This window comes from Limnohabitans sp. Hippo3 (assembly GCF_003063665.1).
In the GTDB taxonomy this organism is placed as follows: domain Bacteria; phylum Pseudomonadota; class Gammaproteobacteria; order Burkholderiales; family Burkholderiaceae_C; genus Limnohabitans_A.
This window is the reverse complement of the sequence record NZ_NESF01000011.1, coordinates 1-19409: the sequence shown is the minus strand read 5'-3', so window position 1 is coordinate 19409 and position 19409 is coordinate 1. Positions and strand designations below refer to the sequence as shown.

General features: G+C 61.2%; 14 protein-coding genes. 8 read left to right on the top strand and 6 right to left on the bottom strand.

The features are described 5' to 3' along the window. Window positions 1-57 precede the first annotated feature (57 nt). The 3 genes from B9Z34_RS11670 to B9Z34_RS11660 all read left to right on the top strand — a co-directional run bounded on the left by B9Z34_RS11670 (window position 58) and on the right by B9Z34_RS11660 (window position 4702). Complete coding sequence (locus tag B9Z34_RS11670) at window positions 58-1509, top strand: DEAD/DEAH box helicase (RefSeq protein WP_108428299.1); 1452 nt, start codon at window positions 58-60, stop codon at window positions 1507-1509. A 68-nt stretch (window positions 1510-1577) separates the two neighbouring features. Further along, window positions 1578-3800, top strand: coding sequence for a TonB-dependent siderophore receptor (locus tag B9Z34_RS11665; protein WP_108428298.1), 2223 nt, complete (start codon window positions 1578-1580; stop codon window positions 3798-3800). A gap of 26 nt (window positions 3801-3826) precedes the next feature. Beyond that, window positions 3827-4702, top strand: coding sequence for an alpha/beta hydrolase (locus B9Z34_RS11660; protein WP_108428297.1), 876 nt, complete (start codon window positions 3827-3829; stop codon window positions 4700-4702). Between the two features lie 132 nt (window positions 4703-4834). Here B9Z34_RS11660 and B9Z34_RS11655 read toward each other — a convergent pair whose 3' ends face one another. The 3 genes from B9Z34_RS11655 to B9Z34_RS11645 all read right to left on the bottom strand — a co-directional run bounded on the left by B9Z34_RS11655 (window position 4835) and on the right by B9Z34_RS11645 (window position 8152). Further along, window positions 4835-6040 (bottom strand): M20 aminoacylase family protein, encoded by a 1206-nt coding sequence (locus tag B9Z34_RS11655; protein WP_108428296.1) that lies wholly within the window; start codon window positions 6038-6040, stop codon window positions 4835-4837. A gap of 27 nt (window positions 6041-6067) precedes the next feature. After that, window positions 6068-7045 (bottom strand): tripartite tricarboxylate transporter substrate binding protein, encoded by a 978-nt coding sequence (locus tag B9Z34_RS11650; RefSeq protein ID WP_108428295.1) that lies wholly within the window; start codon window positions 7043-7045, stop codon window positions 6068-6070. Window positions 7046-7159: 114 nt separating this feature from the next. Then, window positions 7160-8152, bottom strand: a complete 993-nt coding sequence (locus B9Z34_RS11645; RefSeq protein WP_108428294.1) for a tripartite tricarboxylate transporter substrate binding protein — start codon at window positions 8150-8152, stop codon at window positions 7160-7162. Window positions 8153-8266: 114 nt separating this feature from the next. Between B9Z34_RS11645 and B9Z34_RS11640 the strand changes: the two genes are divergently transcribed. Then, window positions 8267-9172, top strand: a complete 906-nt coding sequence (locus tag B9Z34_RS11640) for a LysR family transcriptional regulator (RefSeq protein WP_108428293.1) — start codon at window positions 8267-8269, stop codon at window positions 9170-9172. A gap of 18 nt (window positions 9173-9190) precedes the next feature. Beyond that, entirely contained in the window at window positions 9191-9922 is a 732-nt protein-coding gene (locus B9Z34_RS11635; RefSeq protein ID WP_108428292.1) for a sulfite exporter TauE/SafE family protein, read from the top strand. A 211-nt stretch (window positions 9923-10133) separates the two neighbouring features. Here B9Z34_RS11635 and B9Z34_RS11630 read toward each other — a convergent pair whose 3' ends face one another. Then, window positions 10134-11111 (bottom strand): GMP reductase, encoded by a 978-nt coding sequence (locus tag B9Z34_RS11630; RefSeq protein WP_108428291.1) that lies wholly within the window; start codon window positions 11109-11111, stop codon window positions 10134-10136. 213 nt (window positions 11112-11324) lie between these two features. On the opposite strand from B9Z34_RS11630, the gene B9Z34_RS11625 reads away from it, so the two are divergent. Together B9Z34_RS11625 and B9Z34_RS11620 are read left to right on the top strand one after the other, a co-directional pair. Then, window positions 11325-13730 carry a UvrD-helicase domain-containing protein gene (locus B9Z34_RS11625; protein WP_108428290.1) on the top strand — a complete coding sequence of 802 codons (2406 nt, stop codon included), beginning with the start codon at window positions 11325-11327 and terminating at the stop codon, window positions 13728-13730. 26 nt (window positions 13731-13756) lie between these two features. Continuing rightward, a complete protein-coding gene (locus tag B9Z34_RS11620) occupies window positions 13757-14233 on the top strand; it encodes a peptidylprolyl isomerase (RefSeq protein ID WP_108428289.1) in 477 nt (158 codons plus the stop codon). Between the two features lie 33 nt (window positions 14234-14266). Here B9Z34_RS11620 and B9Z34_RS11615 read toward each other — a convergent pair whose 3' ends face one another. Next, window positions 14267-15043, bottom strand: a complete 777-nt coding sequence (locus B9Z34_RS11615; protein WP_108428288.1) for a BPSS1780 family membrane protein — start codon at window positions 15041-15043, stop codon at window positions 14267-14269. Between the two features lie 4 nt (window positions 15044-15047). Further along, on the bottom strand, window positions 15048-16010 hold the full coding sequence (locus B9Z34_RS11610; protein ID WP_108428287.1) for a homoserine kinase: 963 nt from the start codon (window positions 16008-16010) through the stop codon (window positions 15048-15050). Window positions 16011-16343: 333 nt separating this feature from the next. Between B9Z34_RS11610 and polA the strand changes: the two genes are divergently transcribed. Beyond that, on the top strand, window positions 16344-19178 hold the full coding sequence (gene polA, locus B9Z34_RS11605) for a DNA polymerase I (protein WP_108428286.1): 2835 nt from the start codon (window positions 16344-16346) through the stop codon (window positions 19176-19178). The last annotated feature ends 231 nt before the right edge of the window (window positions 19179-19409 follow it).

Sequence of the window (19409 nt, the reverse complement as noted above, 5' to 3'; positions counted from 1 at the left end):
CGAGGGCCGAAACCGGATTTCGGGGTCGTCAGCCCAAAATGAGACAATAGCGGGTTAATGACCGACTCTTTTTCCAATTTATCGCTGGCGCCCACGCTGGCACGAGCCGTAGCCGAAATGGGCTACGAATCCATGACCCCTATCCAGGCCCAAGCCATTCCGGTGGTGTTGACAGGTCAGGACGTCATGGGTGCAGCCCAAACGGGCACGGGCAAGACGGCCGCGTTTTCGCTGCCTTTGCTGCAGCGACTGCTCAAGCACGAAAACCCCTCTACTTCGCCCGCTCGTCACCCGGTGCGCGCCCTGGTGTTGCTGCCTACCCGTGAGCTGGCCGACCAGGTAGCCCAGCAGATCAAGATGTACGCCAAATACACCCAGCTTCGCAGCGCGGTGGTGTTTGGCGGCATGGACATGAAGCCCCAGACGCTGGAGCTGAAAAAAGGCGTTGAGGTGCTGGTCGCCACGCCGGGTCGCTTGCTCGACCACATCGAAGCCAAAAACGCGGTGCTCAACCAGGTCGAATATGTGGTGCTGGACGAAGCCGACCGCATGCTGGACATCGGCTTTTTGCCCGACCTGCAACGCATCCTGAGCTACCTGCCCAAGCAGCGCACCACATTGCTGTTTTCCGCCACGTTCTCGCCCGAGATCAAGCGGCTGGCTGGCAGCTATTTGCAAAACCCGATCACCATCGAGGTGGCGCGTCCCAACGAAACCGCTTCCACCGTCGAGCAGCGTTTTTACGCCGCGCAAGACGATGATAAGCGCCGCGTGATCCGCAAGGTGCTGACCGACCGGGGCATCAAGCAGGCCTTCATCTTTGTCAACAGCAAGCTCGGTTGCGGCCGTTTGGCCCGATCACTCGAGCGCGAGGGCTTGCGCACAGCCGCTTTGCACGGCGACAAGAGCCAGGACGAGCGCCTCAAGGCACTGGAAGCCTTCAAACAAGGTGAAGTCGATTTGCTGGTGTGCACCGACGTGGCCGCGCGTGGTCTGGACATCAAGGACGTGCCTGCCGTCTTCAACTTTGACGTGCCCTTCAACGCCGAAGACTATGTGCACCGCATTGGCCGCACAGGCCGTGCTGGCGCCTCCGGTCTGGCGGTGACTTTGGTGAGCCCCTCCGACACGCGTTTGGTGGGCGATATTGAAAAGCTGATCAAGAAAAAGCTGGAGGTTGAAACCCTGCAGCTGGACACCCGCCCCACGGGTCCCGCGCCTGAAAAATGGGGTGAAAGGTCCGAGGATCGCCCCCGTTCGCGTGCTTACGAAGGCCGTCGCCGAGAGCACGATCCCCGTGATGCCCTGGATGCGCCGCATGAGCGCCGTGGCGGTTTCCGGCCCGCGCCGATCAACCGCGATCCGTTTTTTGAAAAACCTTACGAGGCTCCGGCCGCTGACGTTGCACCCAGCTGGGAGCCCAGCGGCCCCAAAGTGGTTCGATCCGCCATCTCGGCCAACATCAAACCCAAGCGCAAGGTGGCCGCCTTGTTCAAGTCGGGTGATTGATCGGGTGTGAAGCCCGGTCTTTGCAGAGGCGTCGAACAACGGTCATTTGACACTGTCAAAATCGGCCCATGCGCGATACCTGCTCCAACCCTCCGTTTTCTCTGGTTTCCAATGCCTTGATCTGGCCCAGTGGGCCTTTGCCACGGACCTGCTTGGGTCCGGCGATTGTGTTTCTGGCGATGTCCAGCACCGCCTTGGCGCAAAGCGATTCAGCCACGCCTGCGGCCACCGATCTCGGGCAGGTCGAGATCCGCAGCAACCGCAACAACGACTCTGAGGTGCGCCGCGAGTCCACGGCCTCCAAGATCGTGATTGGCCGTGAAGAGATCGACAAGCAAGGCGATGCGACGCTCGGCGACGTCCTCAAGCGCTTGCCGGGCGTGACGGTGCAAGGCGCACCCGGCCGTGGCGGGGCCATCCGGATGCGCGGCTTGGGGGGTGGCTACACCCAGATCCTGCTGGACGGTGAACGCATGCCGCCGGGTTTTTCGGTCGATTCACTGACCCCTGAACAGGTCGAGCGCATTGAGATCCTGCGGGCGCCGACCGCGGAAACCGGGGCCCGTGCGATCGCCGGCACCATCAACATCGTGCTGCGCGAGGGCCAAAAAGCCAACCCCGATGATCTGAAACTCACCCGCAGCCAGGAGCACGGCGAGGGCTCGACCATGGTCAATTGGGTGCACAACCTCAAGACCGAGCCGGTGAACGGAACCTTCACCTTGTCGGCCATGGACAACCAACGTGCTGATGAAAGCGTGACCGCGATCGATTCGGATTACCGGGATGACCAAGTGCGCCTGTCCGACTCGTCGGGCCGCCGACAAGGGGTGCATGCGAATGCCCGTTTGCAATGGAAAGGCGAGCAGGGCAAGAACCTGACCTTGACGCCTTTTTTGATTTATTCCGAATACGCGGCACAAGGGCGGATCGATGCCCGGCGTTTGACGTCCGCCAGCATCACCGACACCGCGCTGACCGACAACCACAGCCGCTACGCCGCAGCCCGATTGAACGGCCAGTGGAGCCAGCGCTTGTCGGCCGATGACCGGCTGGAAGTGCGTTTCGGCTTGGGCCAGGCCAAGTACAACCAGCAGATCACGCAGACCGCTGTCAACCGCACTGGGCTCTTGTCCAATGCGCTGGACGAGCAACGGTTCACTGACCGCAGTACCGGCCTGAATGGCAAGTGGACCCGTGTTCTGGACAATGGCCACCAGTGGGTCAGCGGTGTGGAGCACGAAGGGGTTCGCCGCGTCGAAGAGGCCAGCGCTGGCGCGGGTGACGACAGTGGCAACCTGAAGGCCCGCACATCACGTTGGGCGATGTACACCCAGGATGAATTCAAGATCAACCCGAACTGGTCGGCTCATGCAGGCGTTCGATACGAGCGCATCCTGACCGAGGGGCAGGTGAGCGAAGAATTCAAGCGCAACAAGAGCGAGGTGTGGACACCTTTGATCCATGCTCTTTGGAAGCCTGACCCGGCCAAGCGCGACCAAGTGCGCATGAGTCTGACCCGCAGCTACAAGACGCCCACGCTCTACAACATGGTGGCGCCACTGCGTTATTCGCGCGATTATCCTGTTCCAGGTAACAACGTGCCGACCCAGCCTGACCGTGTGGGTAACCCTGATCTGAAACCCGAGTTGGCCACAGGCATTGATTTGGGTTTTGAGCGTTATCTGGAGGGTGGTGGTGTGCTCAGCGCCAATGTGTTCCGGCGCAACATTCAAGACCTGATCCGTTACCAAACCACCACCACTTGTGTGAACGGCGGAGCGCGTTGTGTCTCCTCTCCCCAAAACGTGGGTGATGCCGTCACCCAAGGTCTTGAGCTGGAAGCCAAGTTCCGCTTGAACCAGGCCTGGACTCAGGCTTGGCCTGTGGACATCCGCAGCAACATCAGCTTTTTCCGATCCAAGGTGAAAGATGTGCCCGGCCCCGACAACCGACTGGACCAACAGCCCAGCATGACCGCCAATCTGGGGGCCGATTACCGGCTGCGCGGCATGCCCTTGACCTTGGGCGGCAATGTCAACTGGAACCCGGACTACGAGACGCGGCGCAGCCAGGAACAGCTGTCCTACCAAGGCATCAAACGTGTGGTCGATGTGTACGGTCTGTGGCGTTTTTCGGCCGGGACCGCCTTGCGGTTAACGGTCAGCAACTTGCTGCCGCGTGACTACGAGACTGCCACCACATTCAACACGGGCACCCAGAGCGAGACCGCCCGCACCACCGACCGCAACTGGCGCAACATCCAGCTGCGTCTGGAAATGAAAATCTAAATCTAAATCTAAAACAGGAGACATCCATGCCCATCAAAGACGCCGCCTGGCACGACCGCATGTACAACAACCGGGCGCTGGTGCCCGATTTTGCCGACCACTTTGCGCACTGGAAAAACGCTTCAGTCCAAGCACGTGAGACGCTCAAGCCTCTCCTGGACGTGCCTTATGGCGACGGCCCCAATGAGACGCTGGACATTTTTCCGGCGGCCCGCGCCAACGCACCTGTGGTGGTTTTCATCCACGGCGGGTACTGGCGCAGCCTGGACAAGTCCGACCACTCCTTTGTCGCCCCTGCGCTGCGTGACATGGGGGCCTGCGTGGTGGTGGTCAATTACGCCCTGTGCCCGGGCACGCCCGAGCAACCCGTCACGATTCCCGATATCGCCTTGCAGACGGCCCGTGCCACGGCCTGGGTCTGGCGGCACATTGCCGAGCATGGCGGTGACCGCAGCAACATCACCGCCATCGGACATTCGGCGGGCGGTCACCTGGCCGCCATGTTGCTCGCTTGCGACTGGAAAAAACTGGGGCGCGATTTGCCCGCAGGCTTGGTGCGCAAGAGCATGTCCATCTCGGGCTTGTTTGATCTGGAGCCTGTGCGCAAGACCCCATTTGTGCAAGCGGATCTGCGCATCACACCCGCCCATGTCCGCATGGCCAGCCCGGCCAAATGGCAACGCCCCCGCAAGGGCGTCTTGTTCACCGTGGTCGGAGGCGATGAGAGCCCCGAGTTTTTGCGACACAACCGCTTGATTCACCAAGCCTGGGGCCCCAAGACAGTCCCAGTGTGTGAAGACTTGCCGGGTTTGAACCACTTCAGCGTGGTGACAGAGCTGACGCGTGTGGGCTCTCGGCTGAACACACTGGCCCAAACTTTGATTCATCAGACACCCACCTGAGCCGACGGTTTTCATTCGGCCGCAGGGGCAGCCTCCCACAAGGAGACCTTCGACTTCAGGCTGGCAGGAACCGCTCCAAAAAGAAAGGGCAAGCCAATTGGCTTGCCCTTTTGCTTGAACCTTGTTGAAAGTTTAGGCCGGCAAGAACCGCTCCACCAGCAGCGACCAGAACGCTGAGCCGATGGCCACGTTTTTGTCGTTGAAGTCGTAGCCGGGGTTGTGCACCATGCACGCCCCGTGGCCATCACCTGTGCCGTCGCCGTTGCCGATCAGCAAATAGCTGCCCGGCACCTCTTCGAGCATGAAGGCAAAGTCTTCACTGCCGTTGAGTGCGCGGCCCTGGCGCACCACCTTGTCGGGGCCCACCAGTTCTTCGGCCACCGCGCGTGCAAAGTCGGTCTCTTGCAGGTGGTTGACCAGCACGGGATAGCCGCGCTGGTAGTCGATCTCGGCGGTGACGCCGTAGCTTTGCGCTTGCGCATGGACCAGCTCGGTGATGCGTTTTTCGAGCAGGATGCGCACATCGCGGTCGAGCGAGCGCACGCTGAGGCGCAGCGTGGCGGTTTGCGGGATCACGTTATTGGCCACCCCGGCGTTGAAGGCACCCACGGTGATGATGGCCATCTGTTGCGGATCGACGTTGCGCGCCACGATGCTTTGCAAGCCCATGACGATGGCCGAGCCGGCCACCACCGGGTCAACGGCCATGTGGGGCATGGCGCCGTGCCCGCCTTTGCCGTGCAAGGTGATGGTCACGTTGTCAGAAGACGCCATGGCTGAGCCGTCACGCAAGACCAAGTGACCTTGCGGTTGACCAGGCATGTTGTGCATGGCGAAGATGGCGTTGCAGGGGAACTGCTTGAACAGGCCGTCTTCCATCATCTTCTTGGCCCCGCCCAGGCCTTCTTCTGCCGGTTGGAAGATGAGGTTCACAGTGCCTGAAAAATGGCCTTTTTGCGCGATGTGCTTGGCCGCTGCCAGCAGCATGGCGGTGTGCCCGTCGTGGCCGCAGGCATGCATGATGCCCACGTTGCAGCTGGCATAGGGCAGACCGGTGGCTTCGTCGATGGGCAGCGCGTCCATGTCGGCACGGATGCCGATGCTCTTGCTGCCCGTGCCTTTTTTGATCTGCCCCACCAGGCCCGTGCCGCCGAGGCCGCGCGTGACCTGATAGCCCCAGGCGTTCAGTTGCTCGGCCACCAGGTCGCTGGTCCGGTACTCCTTGTAGCCCATCTCCGGGTGCTTGTGGATGTCGCGGCGCACCGCGATGAACTCATCCGCTTGCGCTTGCAGGGATTGGAGCTTGTCGTGCAAAAAAGCGTCACTGGGTGCATTCATGGGCTGACCTCTTGCGGTGTGAAAGGTTTATTGAGGTTGCAGGTTAATCGATTTGGCGATCGCACGGTAGCGCTCGATCTCGCCTTGGTACACACGGGCCAGCTCGGCGGGGGTGCGTGAAGGCAGGATCACGTTGCCGTTGGCCTCAAAGGCTTTGCGGGTCTCGGGCACTTCAACCGCGGCATAAAAAGCCTTGTTCAAAGCGGAGACCACATGGTCCGGGGTGTTTTTGTGCACTTGAATGCCGGCCCAGATGTCAAATTCCATGGCTTCCAGGCCCTTCATGGCGGCCATTGGGGGGAATTGCTTGAACAGGGGGTGTGGTGTTTTGGAGGTCACGGCCAGGCCCTGAATTTTGCCTTCCATGATGGTGGCAGGGATGGAGCCACCCATGGGCAGAAAAGCCATGTCGATCTGGCCACCCATCAGGTCGGACAACAAGGGCGCGATGCCTTTGTAGGGCACGTGCAACATCGGGACTTTGGTCACCTGGGAGAATTTTTCACCGATCAGGTGGTACAGGGAACCAGGCCCCACGCTGCCAAAGCTCATCGGTTTGTCCGGATTTTTACGGGCCGCAGCCAGCAGGGCATCTACCGTTTTGACGTTGAGCGAGTTGCGCACCACCAGGATGGTGTTGGTGGTGGTGAATTGCGCGACCAATTTGAAGTCTTCGGATTTGTACTTCACGCCTTGGATCGCCATCGGTGCCAGCACCAGTTCCATGGGGCTGCCCGCACTCAGGGTGTGGCCATCAGCGGGTGCATTGATCAGACGGCTCATGCCGATCACACCACCGGCACCACCCACGTTCTCGATGATCATGGTCGCCCCCAGCTTGGCAGATGCGTCAGGTTGCACCCTGCGGGCAAAAAAGTCAGAAGGCCCCCCGGCCGGGTAGGGCACGATCAGGCTGATGGTTTTGGCGGGGTAGGTTTGCGCCCATGCCGCACTGAAACTGCTGGCGACCAGAACAAGTTCGCTGAGAAGGGTTTTGACTTTCATGATGTTTTCTGTTGAAGGCTCAAAAGAGCGCTGGGGTTTAAAAACCAGATGCGGCGTGCAGTTGCTCACGCCTGTAAGCGTCAAGGGGGGCGTACTGGGACGCCCCCCGTTCGATCACTGCGGTTGCAGGTTGATCGATTTGGCAATGGCGCGGAACTGGGCGGTGCCGTCGCTGTAGACCTTGCTCAGCTCGGACAAAGGCAAGGGCTTGGCGACCAGCAGGCTGTTCGCGTCCAGACCTGTGCGCACACCTGCGTCGTTGAGGGTTTCCGTGAGCGCTTTGTGCAGAGACTGAACGACCGCTTCTGGTGTGTCTTTCTTCACGAAATAGCCAGTCCAGATGTTGAAGTCAAAGTTCTTGAGCTGCTTGCTTTCGGTGATGGCCGGGTACTGCTTGACGCCTTCCAGGCGCTCCTTGTTGAGCATGGCCAAAATCTTGATGCGGCCGTCTTTGGCCAGATCGCTGTAGGCTTTGCCAAAGGGGGCCAGGAAAATGTCCACTTGACCGCCGATCAGGTCCTGGTTGGCAGGCGCTCCGCCTTTGTAAGGAATGTGCGTCATCGGGATGCCTGTCACTTTGGACAATTGCTCGCCCAGCAAGTGGTAAAAGGAGCCCGGGCCGACCGAGGCATAAGTGACAGGCTTGCCTTCCTTGGCCATTTTGCGGGCGTAATCGAGGAATTCATCCACCGAGTTGGCCGGGATGTCTCTGCGCGCCAAAAAGGCGATCTGGGCGGCACCGACGATTTGCACCAGGCGGAAGTCCTCGCTCTTGAACTTGACCGCTGCGTTGGCCAGTGGTGACAAAATCAGCTCATTGGGTGAACCTTGGAACAGGTAGTAGCCGTCCGACGGGGCACTGAGCACCTTTTGTGCGGCAATCGCACCGCTCACGCCGCCCAGGTTTTCAACGATCACAGGCTGATTCAATTGCTTGCCCAGCGGCACGTTGACCATGCGAGCGATCACGTCCGACAGGCCGCCTGCAGGGTAGGGCACCATCAGGCTCACAGGTTTGTTGGGGAAAGTCTGGGCTTGGGCGCCCAGCACGGTCAAGCCAGCCAGTGAAGCCAGCAGCAGGCGGCGAAAAGATGAAGTCTTGTGCATGTTTTGTCTCCGTTGGGTTATGGATATGAAAAATAACGCAGGATGGATACTAGAAACACAGTATTTATGTGTCAAATGACTTATATTTCTCGTTTTCATTCATAAAATGAATACATGAACCTCAAGCACCTTGCGCATTGGCTGGCCCTGGCCGAGACCGGTTCTTTCAGCCGTGCGGCCGAGAAGCTGCACATCACCCAATCGGCATTGAGTCGCAGCATCCAGGTGCTGGAAGACGACTTGGGTGGTCCCTTGGTCGACAGGGTGGGCAAAAAGAATGAACTGACGCCGCTGGGCCGATCGGTGCTGGAGCGGGCGCGGCGCATCGTGCACGAAGCACAAGAGCTCAAACAGGGTGCTGCGCTGTTGCAGCAAGGGGGCATGGGCAGCTTGCGGGTGGGGCTGGGTTCGGGGCCGGGGGCCATGTTGATGACGCCTTGGTTGAAATACATGGCCGAGCACCACCCGAGCGTGCAGGTGGCCGTGTCCCGTGGTTCCACCGAATTGCAGCTCATGCAACTGCGCGAGCGGCAACTGGATGCCTTGGTCGTGGACGTGCGGCGGGTGGCGACCGCACCCGATCTGAATATGGCGCACATCGTTGAACTGCGGGCCGGCTTTGTGTGTCGCCGGGGGCATCCGATCCTGGCTCAATTCCCTGACCAAGTGCCTTTTGACGCCTTGTTGGCGTATCCGATGGCGTCTACCCCTTTGTCGCAAGAGGTGGCCCGCATCATGGTGGACCATTACGGTCCGCGCGCCAATCCGGCCCACATGACCACCTTACAGTGCGAGGAAATTCCCAGCTTGATCGATGTGGTGCAGCAGACCGATGCCATTTATCTGGGGATTTTGGGGGCCGCGCGGCAGGGACTGGCCAGCGGTTCGCTGGTGGAGCTGACCATGGACCCGTCTTTCCGCGCAGGGGCACTTCTGGCGCTGATCACCTTGGCGGGCCGCACCGAATTGCCCATCATGTCGGTCTTCAGGGAGTTTGTGACCCGTCAGCTCACCGATTGAGAACAACAAGGATTTCACATGCAAGAGTGGTTGCTGCCCATCGCGGTGGTTTTGGGTGGGTACACCGTGCTGGGCCTGAGCGGCTTTGGCTCGGCCTTGGTGGTGGTGCCTTTGCTGGCCTGGAACTGGCCCTTGCCCGAGGTGGTGGCCTTGACTCTGCTGATGGATGTGCCCGCATCGGCGTTTCACAGTGGCCTCAACTGGCGACGGGTGCAGTGGCGTGAGCTGCGCCGCTTGTTGCCGGGCATGGTGGTGGGCACGCTGGTCGGCTTGTGGCTCATGCAGCACATGAGTGCCCGGTGGCCCCTGCTGTTGCTGGGTTTGTACGTGGCGGCTGCCGGGTTGAATGCTTTGCGACCCCGTACAGCTTCTCAAGCGACGGTGGCCATGGGGTGGGCATACCCGGTGGGCACGGCGATCGGGCTGGTGGAGATGCTGTTTGGCACAGCAGGGCCTTTGGTGGTGGCCTGGCTCAACCGGCGCTTGAGTGACGTGCAGCAGATGCGGGCTAGCACACCCATGATCATTACGGCCGCAGCCGCCACGGTGCTGCTCGGCATGGCTTGGGAGGGGCGTTTGTCGAGTGGGCTGCTCTGGCAACGTTGGACCGTGCTGATGGGGGTGGCCCTGGTCGGTGTGTGGCTGGGTCACCGCGTGGCACACCGGGTGCCCGCAGCACGCTTGCGACAAATCATCTGCGGTCTGCTGGTCATCAGCGGCCTGATGCTGGCGCTGGGGGCCTTGCGCTGAATGGCCAAAGCAATTTGGTCATCCCGAAATGATCGGGGGGCATTTTTTGAAGTCGTCACCCCCGACTTGATCGGGGGCCCATGGCTTCGGCTGTCCTAGATACCCGTGTGCACGGGTATGACAAAGAGGTGTTGTCGCCCCGGACTTTATCGGGGGCCCATGGCTTTGGCTGCGATGGATGCCCGTGTGCGCGGGCATGACCTAAGTCGACTTACATCAACAGGTGTTCACCCGCGTTGTCACCGCCCAGGATCACGTAGTTGACTTTGCGGATGTCCATCAGCTTGGTGCCACCGGCATAGCTGATCGAGCTTTGCACGTCTTGTTCCATCTCAATGAGCGTGTTGGCCAGCTTGCCTTTGATGGGCTCCAGAATGCGCTTGCCTTCCACGTGCTTGTACTCGCCCTTGTTGAAGTCGCTGGCCGAGCCGTAGTACTCCTTGAACAAGGCGCCATCGACCTCCACGGTCTTGCCGGGGGACTCTTCGTGGCCAGCAAACAGCGAACCGATCATGACCATGCTCGCACCGAAGCGGATGCTCTTGGCGATGTCGCCGTGGCTGCGGATGCCGCCGTCGGCGATGATGGGCTTGGTCGCCACGCGGGCGCACCACTTGAGGGCCGACAGCTGCCAGCCGCCCGTGCCAAAACCGGTCTTGAGCTTGGTGATGCAGACCTTGCCCGGGCCCACGCCCACTTTGGTCGCGTCAGCGCCCCAGTTTTCCAGATCGATCACGGCCTCGGGGGTGGCCACGTTGCCCGCGATCACGAAGCTGGTGGGCAGCTTCCCTTTGATGTATGCGATCATGTCGCGCACGCTGTCGGCGTGGCCGTGGGCGATGTCGATGGTGATGTACTCGGGCACCAGCTTCGCTGCAGCCAATTCGTCCACGGTGGCGCGGTCGGGGGCTTTCACGCCCAGCGAGATCGAGGCGTAAACGCCCTGGGCGTGCATGTCGCGAACGAACTGGACGTTGTCCAGGTCAAAGCGGTGCATGACATAAAAGTAGTTGTTTTGCGCCATCCACAGGCAGATGTTCTCATCCACCACCGTCTTCATGTTGGCAGGCACCACCGGCAAGCGGAAGGTGCGGCTGCCCAGCGTGACACTCGCGTCGCACTCTGAACGGCTTTCCACGCGGCACTTGCGTGGCAAAAGCAGGATGTTGTCGTAGTCAAAAATTTCCATGAGAAAACCAAGCTCCAAAAAGGGATTCGTTGAAAGAACGAGTGAGCGCTTGGCCTGGCCGGTTTTCTGGCCCTTGGAGGGAACCCGTTGCAGGTTCAGGGCAAAAAAAACCGGGCGCAAGAATCTTGGGCCCGGTGTCTGATTCTACCCGCATTGCCTGACGGCTTGTTTCGGACAAAGCGGCGAGCCACTTAGTTCCTACAATCTCCCCCTATGCAGTCAGACACCGCCTCGAATACTTCTTCCCCCTTGCTGGCCCAGCTCAACGACGAGCAGCACCGTGCGGTGGCTTTGCCTGCCGAGCATGCGCTGATTTTGGCGGGCGCAGGCTCGGGGAAGACCCGTGTGCTGACCACGCGCATCGCCTGGCTGCTGCAAACCTCTCAGGTCTCGCCCGGCGGCATTTTGGCGGTGACCTTCACCAACAAGGCCGCCAAGGAGATGAAGCTGCGCCTGCAAGCCATGCTGCCGGTCAATGTGAATGCGATGTGGATCGGCACTTTCCACGGCCTGTGCAACCGGTTTTTGCGGGCGCATCACCAGCTGGCGGGTTTGCCGCAGACCTTTCAGATTCTTGACACACAAGACCAGCTGTCGGCCATCAAGCGCCTGTGCAAGCAGTTCAATGTGGACGAAGACCGCTTTCCGCCCAAGCAGGTGCAGTATTTCATCTCAGGCTGCAAAGAAGACGGTCAGCGTCCGGGTGATGTGCCTGTGCGCGACGACGAAACCCGCCGCAAGGTGGAGCTGTACCAGTTGTACGAAGAGCAGTGCCAGCGCGAAGGCGTGGTGGACTTTGGCGAGCTGATGCTGCGCTCGTATGAATTGCTGCGCGACAACGCGCATGTGCGCGAGCATTACCGCCACCGTTTTCGGCATGTGCTGGTGGACGAGTTTCAGGACACCAACAAGTTGCAATACGCCTGGCTCAAGCTGCTGGTGGGCTTGCCGGGCGAGGGCACCGAGGGTGCCATCCTGGCGGTGGGTGATGACGACCAAAGCATTTACGCCTTTCGCGGGGCACGTGTGGGCAATATGGCCGACTTTGTGCGCGAGTTTCAGGTGCAGCACCAGATCAAGCTGGAGCAGAACTACCGCAGTTTCAGCAACATCCTGGACTCGGCCAACCAGCTGATCAGCCACAACAAGACGCGCCTGGGCAAAACCCTGCGCACCGATCAGGGCGCGGGCGAACCGGTGCGGGTGGTCGAATCGCCGTCCGACTTTGCCGAGGCCCAGTGGCTGGTGGAGGAGCTGCGCCAACTGGTCAAGCAAGACGGTTTTGAGCGCAAGGAAATCGCGCTGCTGTACCGTAGCAACGCGCAAAGCCGGGTGCTGGAGACCGCGCTGTTCAACGCCGGGTTTCCGTACCGCGTGTATGGCGGTTTGCGCTTTTTTGAACGCGCCGAGATCAAGCACGCGCTGGCCTATCTGCGCCTGATGGAGAACCCCAACGACGACACCAGCTTTTTGCGGGTGGTCAACTTTCCGCCGCGTGGCATCGGGGCGCGTTCCATCGAGCAACTGCAAGACGCGGCCCGCGCCGCTGGCTGCTCGCTGCACGACGCAGTGAGCGCCACCACCGGCAAGGCCGGGGCCAATCTGGCGGCGTTTGTGGCCATGGTCGATGTGCTGCGCGAGCAGACGGAAGGGCTGACGCTGCGCGAGATCATCGACCTGGTGCTCGACAAGACCGGCCTGGTGAACCACTACCGCACCGAAAAAGAAGGTGCGGACCGTGTCGAGAACCTGGAAGAACTGGTCAACGCCGCCGAGAGTTTTGTCACGCAAGAGGGTTTTGGCCGCAGCGCGGTGGCTTTGCCGCAAGCCTTGTCGCAAAGCCCGGCCAGCCAAGGCTTGAGCGACTCAACAAACGCAGACCTGGGCACGGTTGACGAGTTCAGCGAAGACGGCGTGATCATGAGCCCCTTGGCCGCATTCCTCACCCATGCTTCGCTCGAAGCTGGTGACAACCAGGCGCAAGCGGGCGAAGACGCGGTGCAGCTCATGACGGTGCACGCCAGCAAGGGTCTGGAGTTCGATGCGGTGTTCATCACCGGTCTGGAAGAGGGGCTGTTCCCGCATGAAAACGCGATGAACGATTTTGACGGGCTGGAAGAAGAGCGCCGCCTGATGTACGTGGCCATCACCCGCGCCCGCAAGCGTTTGTATTTGAGCCATTCGCAAACCCGCATGCTGCACGGCCAGACCCGCTACAACCTGAAAAGCCGCTTTCTGGACGAGTTGCCCGAGGAGTGCCTCAAGTGGGTCACGCCCAAAAACGGCGGCTTCTCCAATCTGGGCAGCTCAGGAGGCGGGGGTGCCAGCACATCGGGCGGTGGCTGGCCGCAAACCCCGGCCTTCAACCGTCATGCCCGTCCGGCTTGGGGCCAAAGCAGCTTGAGCACCGAAACCTACAAAAGCCCACCTGTGCCAGTCCAAAAAGCCGAACCCGAGCATGGCATCACCGCAGGCAAGAACGTGTTCCACACCAAATTTGGCGAGGGCAAGGTGCTGGCGGTGGAAGGCGTGGGCGCAGACGCCCGCGCCCAGGTCAATTTCCCTCGCCACGGCGTGAAATGGCTGGCGCTGAGCGTGGCCAAACTCACCGTGGTTTAAACCCGATGTCTCTTTTGAAAGACGCCATGAAAATCACCCAAGACACCGTCGTCACCATGCAGTACAAGGTGACCAACGCCCAAGGCCAGTTGCTGGACAAGGCGCAAGAGCCCACCTCGTATTTGCACGGCGGCTACGACAACACCTTCCCCAAAATCGAAGCCGCGCTGGAAGGGCAGGACGTGGGTTTCAGCACCACCTTGAAGTTGGCACCGGCCGATGCCTTTGGCGAGCGCGACGAGAGCCTGGTGCAGACCATCCCCAAAAGCGAGTTTCCGCCCGGTGTCAAAGTGGGCGGTCAGCTGCGTGGGCGCACGGCCGATGGGCGCGAACAGGTGTTCAACGTGCTCAAGATCAAGGGCGACAAGGTGATTCTGGACGGCAACCACCCCTGGGCCGGTCAGCACCTGACCTTGAGTCTGAAAGTGCTGGACGTGCGGGCGGCTTCAGCCGAAGAGGTGACGCACCGCCACGCGCATGGGGCGCACGGCCACCACCACTGAGGCGCAGTCAAGGGCCGGAGGAGGCCCTGTTGGTCAAACCGGCCCTTCGGGGCTGGCGCTGAAGCAGTCCTGCACGGTGAACAGCATGGACGTGAAGAACATGGCTGCCACCATCAAGGCCATGGGCATGAGGACCGCCATCATCAGCTGGGGATCACCCAGCAAGCTGGCGATCAGCAAGGCCAAAATGCCTGAGCCGGTGAAAATGCCGATCCAGACCAGCAGGTAAACGGCAAATGCCTTCAAGTTGCGCCAGCATGCCACGAAGCTGAAAAACAGGCTTTTGGCCGCTGGCAGACCATGCCAGTACACCAGCGCGGGGGCGTGCCAAAACATCATGGACACCGGGATGTAGAGCACCATCGACACCCACAAAGCGGTCTGAAAGGATGGGCTGTTGACCACTTCGGGCGTCATGGGGCTACCACCGAAATAGACCTTGGCAAAAGTGCCACCGTCGGCCAGCATCGACACCACCATCACGCCCAGAAACAACACGGCGTACCAGCCGCCCAGCTGGAACATGCTTTTGCGTTGGGACCCGGCCTTGAGTGCGCTGAACAAGACGCTGGGCATGGGAAATTTGCCTTGCAGCGCGGTCTGCGTGGCGACCATCATGCCCAGCGTCAGCGCTGGCAGCAGCACCAGCGCCAAGGCGCCACCGATGAAAGGCACGATGGACACCAGCGACACGGTGGCCATGAACAGAAAAAACAAGCCGGACATGGCCAGGGGTTGCTGCCAGAACGTGCGCACGCCTTGGGTGGCCCAATGCAGGCCGGTGCGGGCAGGAACAATTTGCAGATTCATGGTGTCAGACGAGGGCAGAGGCCAAAACAGGGTGTTTTACCCGGGCACGCAGCACGCGCTCAAAATGCGTGGGGTCGTGGGGCTTGAGCATGGAGGCTTCCCGGGGCAGATGGTAGTCCCACAGGCGGGAAATCCAGAAACGCAAAGCCCCTGCGCGCAAAAGGGCAGGCAGCAAGTCGCGCTCGGCGGCACTCAGGGGGCGCACCTGGTTGTAGGCCTGCACCATGGCCCGGGCGCGTTCGGCTTGGTGTGCTCCGCTGGGCAAATCGATGCACCAGTCATTCAGGCACACGGCCAGGTCAAACAGCCAGGTGTCCACGCCTGCAAAGTAAAAATCAAAAAAGCCCGTGAGCTGCTCGCCGTCAAACATGACGTTGTCGCGGAACAGATCGGCATGCACCGGGCCACGGGGCAGGCCAGCATAAGCGGCACTGGCGGCCACATGGTTTTGGTAGGCCAGTTCGCTGCGCAGCAAGGCGGCCTGTGCTTCGTCCACGTAAGGCAGCACCACGGGCACGGTTTCGTTCCACCAGGGCAGGCCGCGCAGGTTGGGTTGGCTGCGGTTGTAGTCGCTTCCGGCCAGGTGCATGCGCGCCAGCATGTCGCCCACGGCAGCGCAGTGCACGGCCTGGGGCTGCAGCTGGCTTTTGCCTGCCAGTTTGTTGACCACGGCGGCCGGTTTGCCGCTCACCGTGTGCAGCACATCGCCATCGCGGTTGGCGGCCGGGTCAGGCACCGGGATGCCGCGCCCGGCCAGGTGTTTCATCAAAAACAGGTAAAACGGCAGCTGCTCGTGGGTCAGGCGCTCGAACAGGGTGAGCACGTACTCGCCTTGTTCGGTGGTGGCGAAGTAGTTGGTGTTTTCAATGCCGCCCTCGATGCCGCGCAATTCGGTCAAGGTCCCCAGGTTCAGGGCTTGCATCAGGTCGTTGGCCTGGGTTTCGGTGACTTCGGTGAATACCGCCATGGGAAGAGGGTCAAAAGCCAGAAGTGGTGCTGGCGTGGGTGGGAAAACATCGATTGTAGAGGGCGAAAACTCAATAATGACCCGCCAAGGGCTGGGTGCGCAGGGCCGATGTGGCAAAGCGAAGCGCCTCTGAGGCCCTGCGCACCCAGCCCTTTGCGGGTCTGCCTGTTGGTGGGGCGATGGTGTGTGGGGCCTGGGCCGAGGTTGGGGGATCGGGACCCGGGTTTGCGCCGGAGCTCAGAGGCGCTTCGCTTTGCCACATCGCCCCGGCGCAAACCCGGGTCCCGATCTGGTGGGAGACGAAAAAGCATTAACCCGGTACACAATCGGGGGATGAGCGACAACACCCCCGACACATCCCAACCGACCCTCTTGCTGGTGGACGGCTCCAGCTATTTGTACCGTGCCTTCCACGCCATGCCCGACCTGCGGGCGGTGCCGGGTGACCCGAGCAGCCCTGCCACCGGGGCCATCCGCGGCATGATCAACATGATGGAGCGGCTGCGCAAGGATGTGCCGGCCACCTACGCGGCCTGCGTGTTCGACGCCAAAGGCCCAACCTTCCGCGACGAGTTGTACCCCGAGTACAAGGCCCACCGCAGCCCCATGCCTGACGACCTGCGCACGCAGATTGAACCCATCCACGAACTGGTGCGCCTGATGGGCTGGACCGTGCTGGACGTGCCCGGCGTGGAGGCCGACGACGTGATCGCCACGCTGGCCCACACCGCCGCCCAGCAGGGCATCGAGGTCACGGTGTCGAGCGGGGACAAGGACCTGAGCCAGCTGGTCAACGCACACATCACCATCATCGACACGATGAACGGCAAGGTTCGCGATGTGGCGGGCGTGACCGAAGAGTTTGGTGTGCCGCCGTCTCTGATGATCGACTACCAGACCCTTGTGGGCGACCCGGTGGACAACGTACCCGGTGTGCACAAGGTCGGCCCCAAGACAGCGGCCAAGTGGCTGCTCGAATACGGCTCGCTCGACAACTTGATGGCGCATGCCCACGAGATCAAGGGCGTGGCGGGCGAAAACCTGCGCCAGGCGGTGAACTGGCTGCCCAAGGGCCGGGCGCTGGTGACCATGAAAACCGACTGCGACCTGAACGGCTGGGTGCCCGGTTTGCCGTCGCTGGCCAGCCTGCACCTGCACGAGCCCGACAAAGACAAGCTGCTGAATTTTTATCAGACATACGGCTTCAAAGGGCTGGTGCAATCGCTGGGTGGGGCCATGCCTGCGCCTGTGGCGAAAAAAGCAGCCAAACCCAAAGACACGGGCATGGGCGATTTGTTCGGCGCGGCTCAAGAAGAACCCGCGGCATTGCCCGAATTGGACACAGCCGCCAGCGCGGTGCAAGGCGAACTCAAATACGACACGGTGCTCGACTGGGTCACGTTCGACCAATGGCTGGCCCGCATCGAACAAGCACCGCTCACCGCCATCGATACCGAAACCACTTCTTTGGACGCCATGCGTGCCGAGATTGTGGGCATTTCGCTGAGCGTCACGCCCGGCGAGGCGGCCTACATCCCGCTGGCCCACAACGGCCCGGGTGCGCCCGAGCAGCTGCCGCTGGCCGATGTGCTGGCCAAATTGAAGCCCTGGCTGGAAAACCCGGCCCGCCACAAGCTGGGTCAGAACATCAAATACGACCGCCATGTGTTTGCCAACCATGGCATCGAAGTGCTGGGCTATGCCCACGACACCATGCTGGAGAGCTATGTGCTCGAAGTGCACAAGCCACACGGCCTTTCAAGCTTGGCCGAGCGTCATGTGGGTCGCCGGGGCGTGACCTACGAAGAACTGTGCGGCAAGGGTGCGCACCAGATTCCGTTTGCACAAGTCGATGTGGACAAAGCGGCGCATTACTCGTGCGAAGACTCGGACCAGTGCCTGGACGTGCACTTGGCGCTGTGGCCGCAGATCGAGGCGCATGCGGGCCTCAAGTTTGTCTACGACTTGGAGATTCAGACCAGCGAAGCGCTCTACCGCATCGAGCGCAACGGAGTGCTGATCGACGCGCCCACGCTGGCCGCGCAAAGCCAGGCGCTGGGTGAGCGCATCGTGCAGCTCGAAACCGAGGCCTACGAGATCGCAGGTCAGCCCTTCAACCTGGCCAGCCCCAAGCAGCTGGGCGAGATCTTTTTTGACAAGCTGGGCTTGCCCGTCATCAAGAAAACCGCCACGGGCGCACGCAGCACCGACGAAGAGGTGCTGGAAAAACTGGCCGAAGACTACCCGCTGCCCGCCCGCATTCTGGAGCATCGCAGCCTGAGCAAGCTCAAAGGCACTTACACCGACAAGCTGGCGCAGCTGGCCTTGCCGCGAACGGGCCGGGTGCACACCAACTACGCGCAGGCGGTGGCCGTCACAGGCCGCCTGTCGAGCAACGAGCCCAATTTGCAAAACATCCCGGTGCGCACCGCCGAGGGCCGCAAGGTGCGCGAGGCCTTTGTGGCCCCCGCAGGCTGCGTGATCGCCAGCGCCGACTACAGCCAGATCGAGCTGCGCATCATGGCGCACCTGAGCGACGACGCGGCCTTGCTCAAGGCCTTCCACGAAGGCCTGGACGTGCACAAGGCCACAGCGGCCGAGGTGTTTGGCGCCACGCCCGACACGGTGAGCAGCGAGCAGCGCCGCTACGCCAAGACCATCAACTTCGGCCTGATCTACGGCATGAGTGCTTTTGGCTTGGCCAAGGCCTTGGGCATCGACAACACGGCGGCCAAGAACTACATCACCCGCTACTTCGAGCGCTTTGCGGGCGTCAAACGTTACATGGACGACACCCGCGAACAGGCCAAGGCCAAGGGCTATGTGGAAACCGTGTTTGGCCGCCGCCTGATGCTGCCCGAGATCAACAGCCCCAACGGCCCGCGTCGAGCCGGGGCCGAACGCGCCGCCATCAATGCACCCATGCAGGGCACAGCGGCCGACCTGATCAAGCTGAGCATGGTAGCGGTGCAAAAGGCACTCGACGAACAGGGCAAGGCCACCAAGGTCATCATGCAGGTGCACGACGAACTGGTGTTCGAGGTGCCCGAGTCGGAAGTCGAGTGGGTGCGCACCGAGGTGCCGTGCATCATGGCGGGCGTGGCGAACTTGAAGGTGCCGTTGTTGGCCGAAGTCGGTTTTGGGCCGAACTGGGAGCAGGCGCACTGATTTGTCCTATTGCGTCACGCCCGGTTTGACTTGATGTCCAGCTGTGTGAGGCGGCAATCTTTTAGACAGGCTCAGTGGTCAGGCCAGCATGGATGCCCGCGTTCGCGCATATGCGCTAACTTAAAATATCAATTTGAGATATGCTCTTCTCCATTGCGTATGGAAGGAGAAGGCCATGGAGTGCTCGGTGCAGCCGTCGGAATTTGTTCGCCTCGATGAGGACTGGCAGCT

What these genes read in the sequence shown, in the direction of transcription:
- B9Z34_RS11670 (WP_108428299.1), top strand. Translation starts at nt 58, where the DNA reads ATGACCGACTCTTTTTCCAATTTATCGCTGGCGCCCACGCTGGCACGA.
- B9Z34_RS11665 (WP_108428298.1), top strand. Translation starts at nt 1,578, where the DNA reads ATGCGCGATACCTGCTCCAACCCTCCGTTTTCTCTGGTTTCCAATGCC.
- B9Z34_RS11660 (WP_108428297.1), top strand. Translation starts at nt 3,827, where the DNA reads ATGCCCATCAAAGACGCCGCCTGGCACGACCGCATGTACAACAACCGG.
- B9Z34_RS11655 (WP_108428296.1), bottom strand. Translation starts at nt 6,040, where the DNA reads ATGAATGCACCCAGTGACGCTTTTTTGCACGACAAGCTCCAATCCCTG.
- B9Z34_RS11650 (WP_108428295.1), bottom strand. Translation starts at nt 7,045, where the DNA reads ATGAAAGTCAAAACCCTTCTCAGCGAACTTGTTCTGGTCGCCAGCAGT.
- B9Z34_RS11645 (WP_108428294.1), bottom strand. Translation starts at nt 8,152, where the DNA reads ATGCACAAGACTTCATCTTTTCGCCGCCTGCTGCTGGCTTCACTGGCT.
- B9Z34_RS11640 (WP_108428293.1), top strand. Translation starts at nt 8,267, where the DNA reads ATGAACCTCAAGCACCTTGCGCATTGGCTGGCCCTGGCCGAGACCGGT.
- B9Z34_RS11635 (WP_108428292.1), top strand. Translation starts at nt 9,191, where the DNA reads ATGCAAGAGTGGTTGCTGCCCATCGCGGTGGTTTTGGGTGGGTACACC.
- B9Z34_RS11630 (WP_108428291.1), bottom strand. Translation starts at nt 11,111, where the DNA reads ATGGAAATTTTTGACTACGACAACATCCTGCTTTTGCCACGCAAGTGC.
- B9Z34_RS11625 (WP_108428290.1), top strand. Translation starts at nt 11,325, where the DNA reads ATGCAGTCAGACACCGCCTCGAATACTTCTTCCCCCTTGCTGGCCCAG.
- B9Z34_RS11620 (WP_108428289.1), top strand. Translation starts at nt 13,757, where the DNA reads ATGAAAATCACCCAAGACACCGTCGTCACCATGCAGTACAAGGTGACC.
- B9Z34_RS11615 (WP_108428288.1), bottom strand. Translation starts at nt 15,043, where the DNA reads ATGAATCTGCAAATTGTTCCTGCCCGCACCGGCCTGCATTGGGCCACC.
- B9Z34_RS11610 (WP_108428287.1), bottom strand. Translation starts at nt 16,010, where the DNA reads ATGGCGGTATTCACCGAAGTCACCGAAACCCAGGCCAACGACCTGATG.
- polA (WP_108428286.1), top strand. Translation starts at nt 16,344, where the DNA reads ATGAGCGACAACACCCCCGACACATCCCAACCGACCCTCTTGCTGGTG.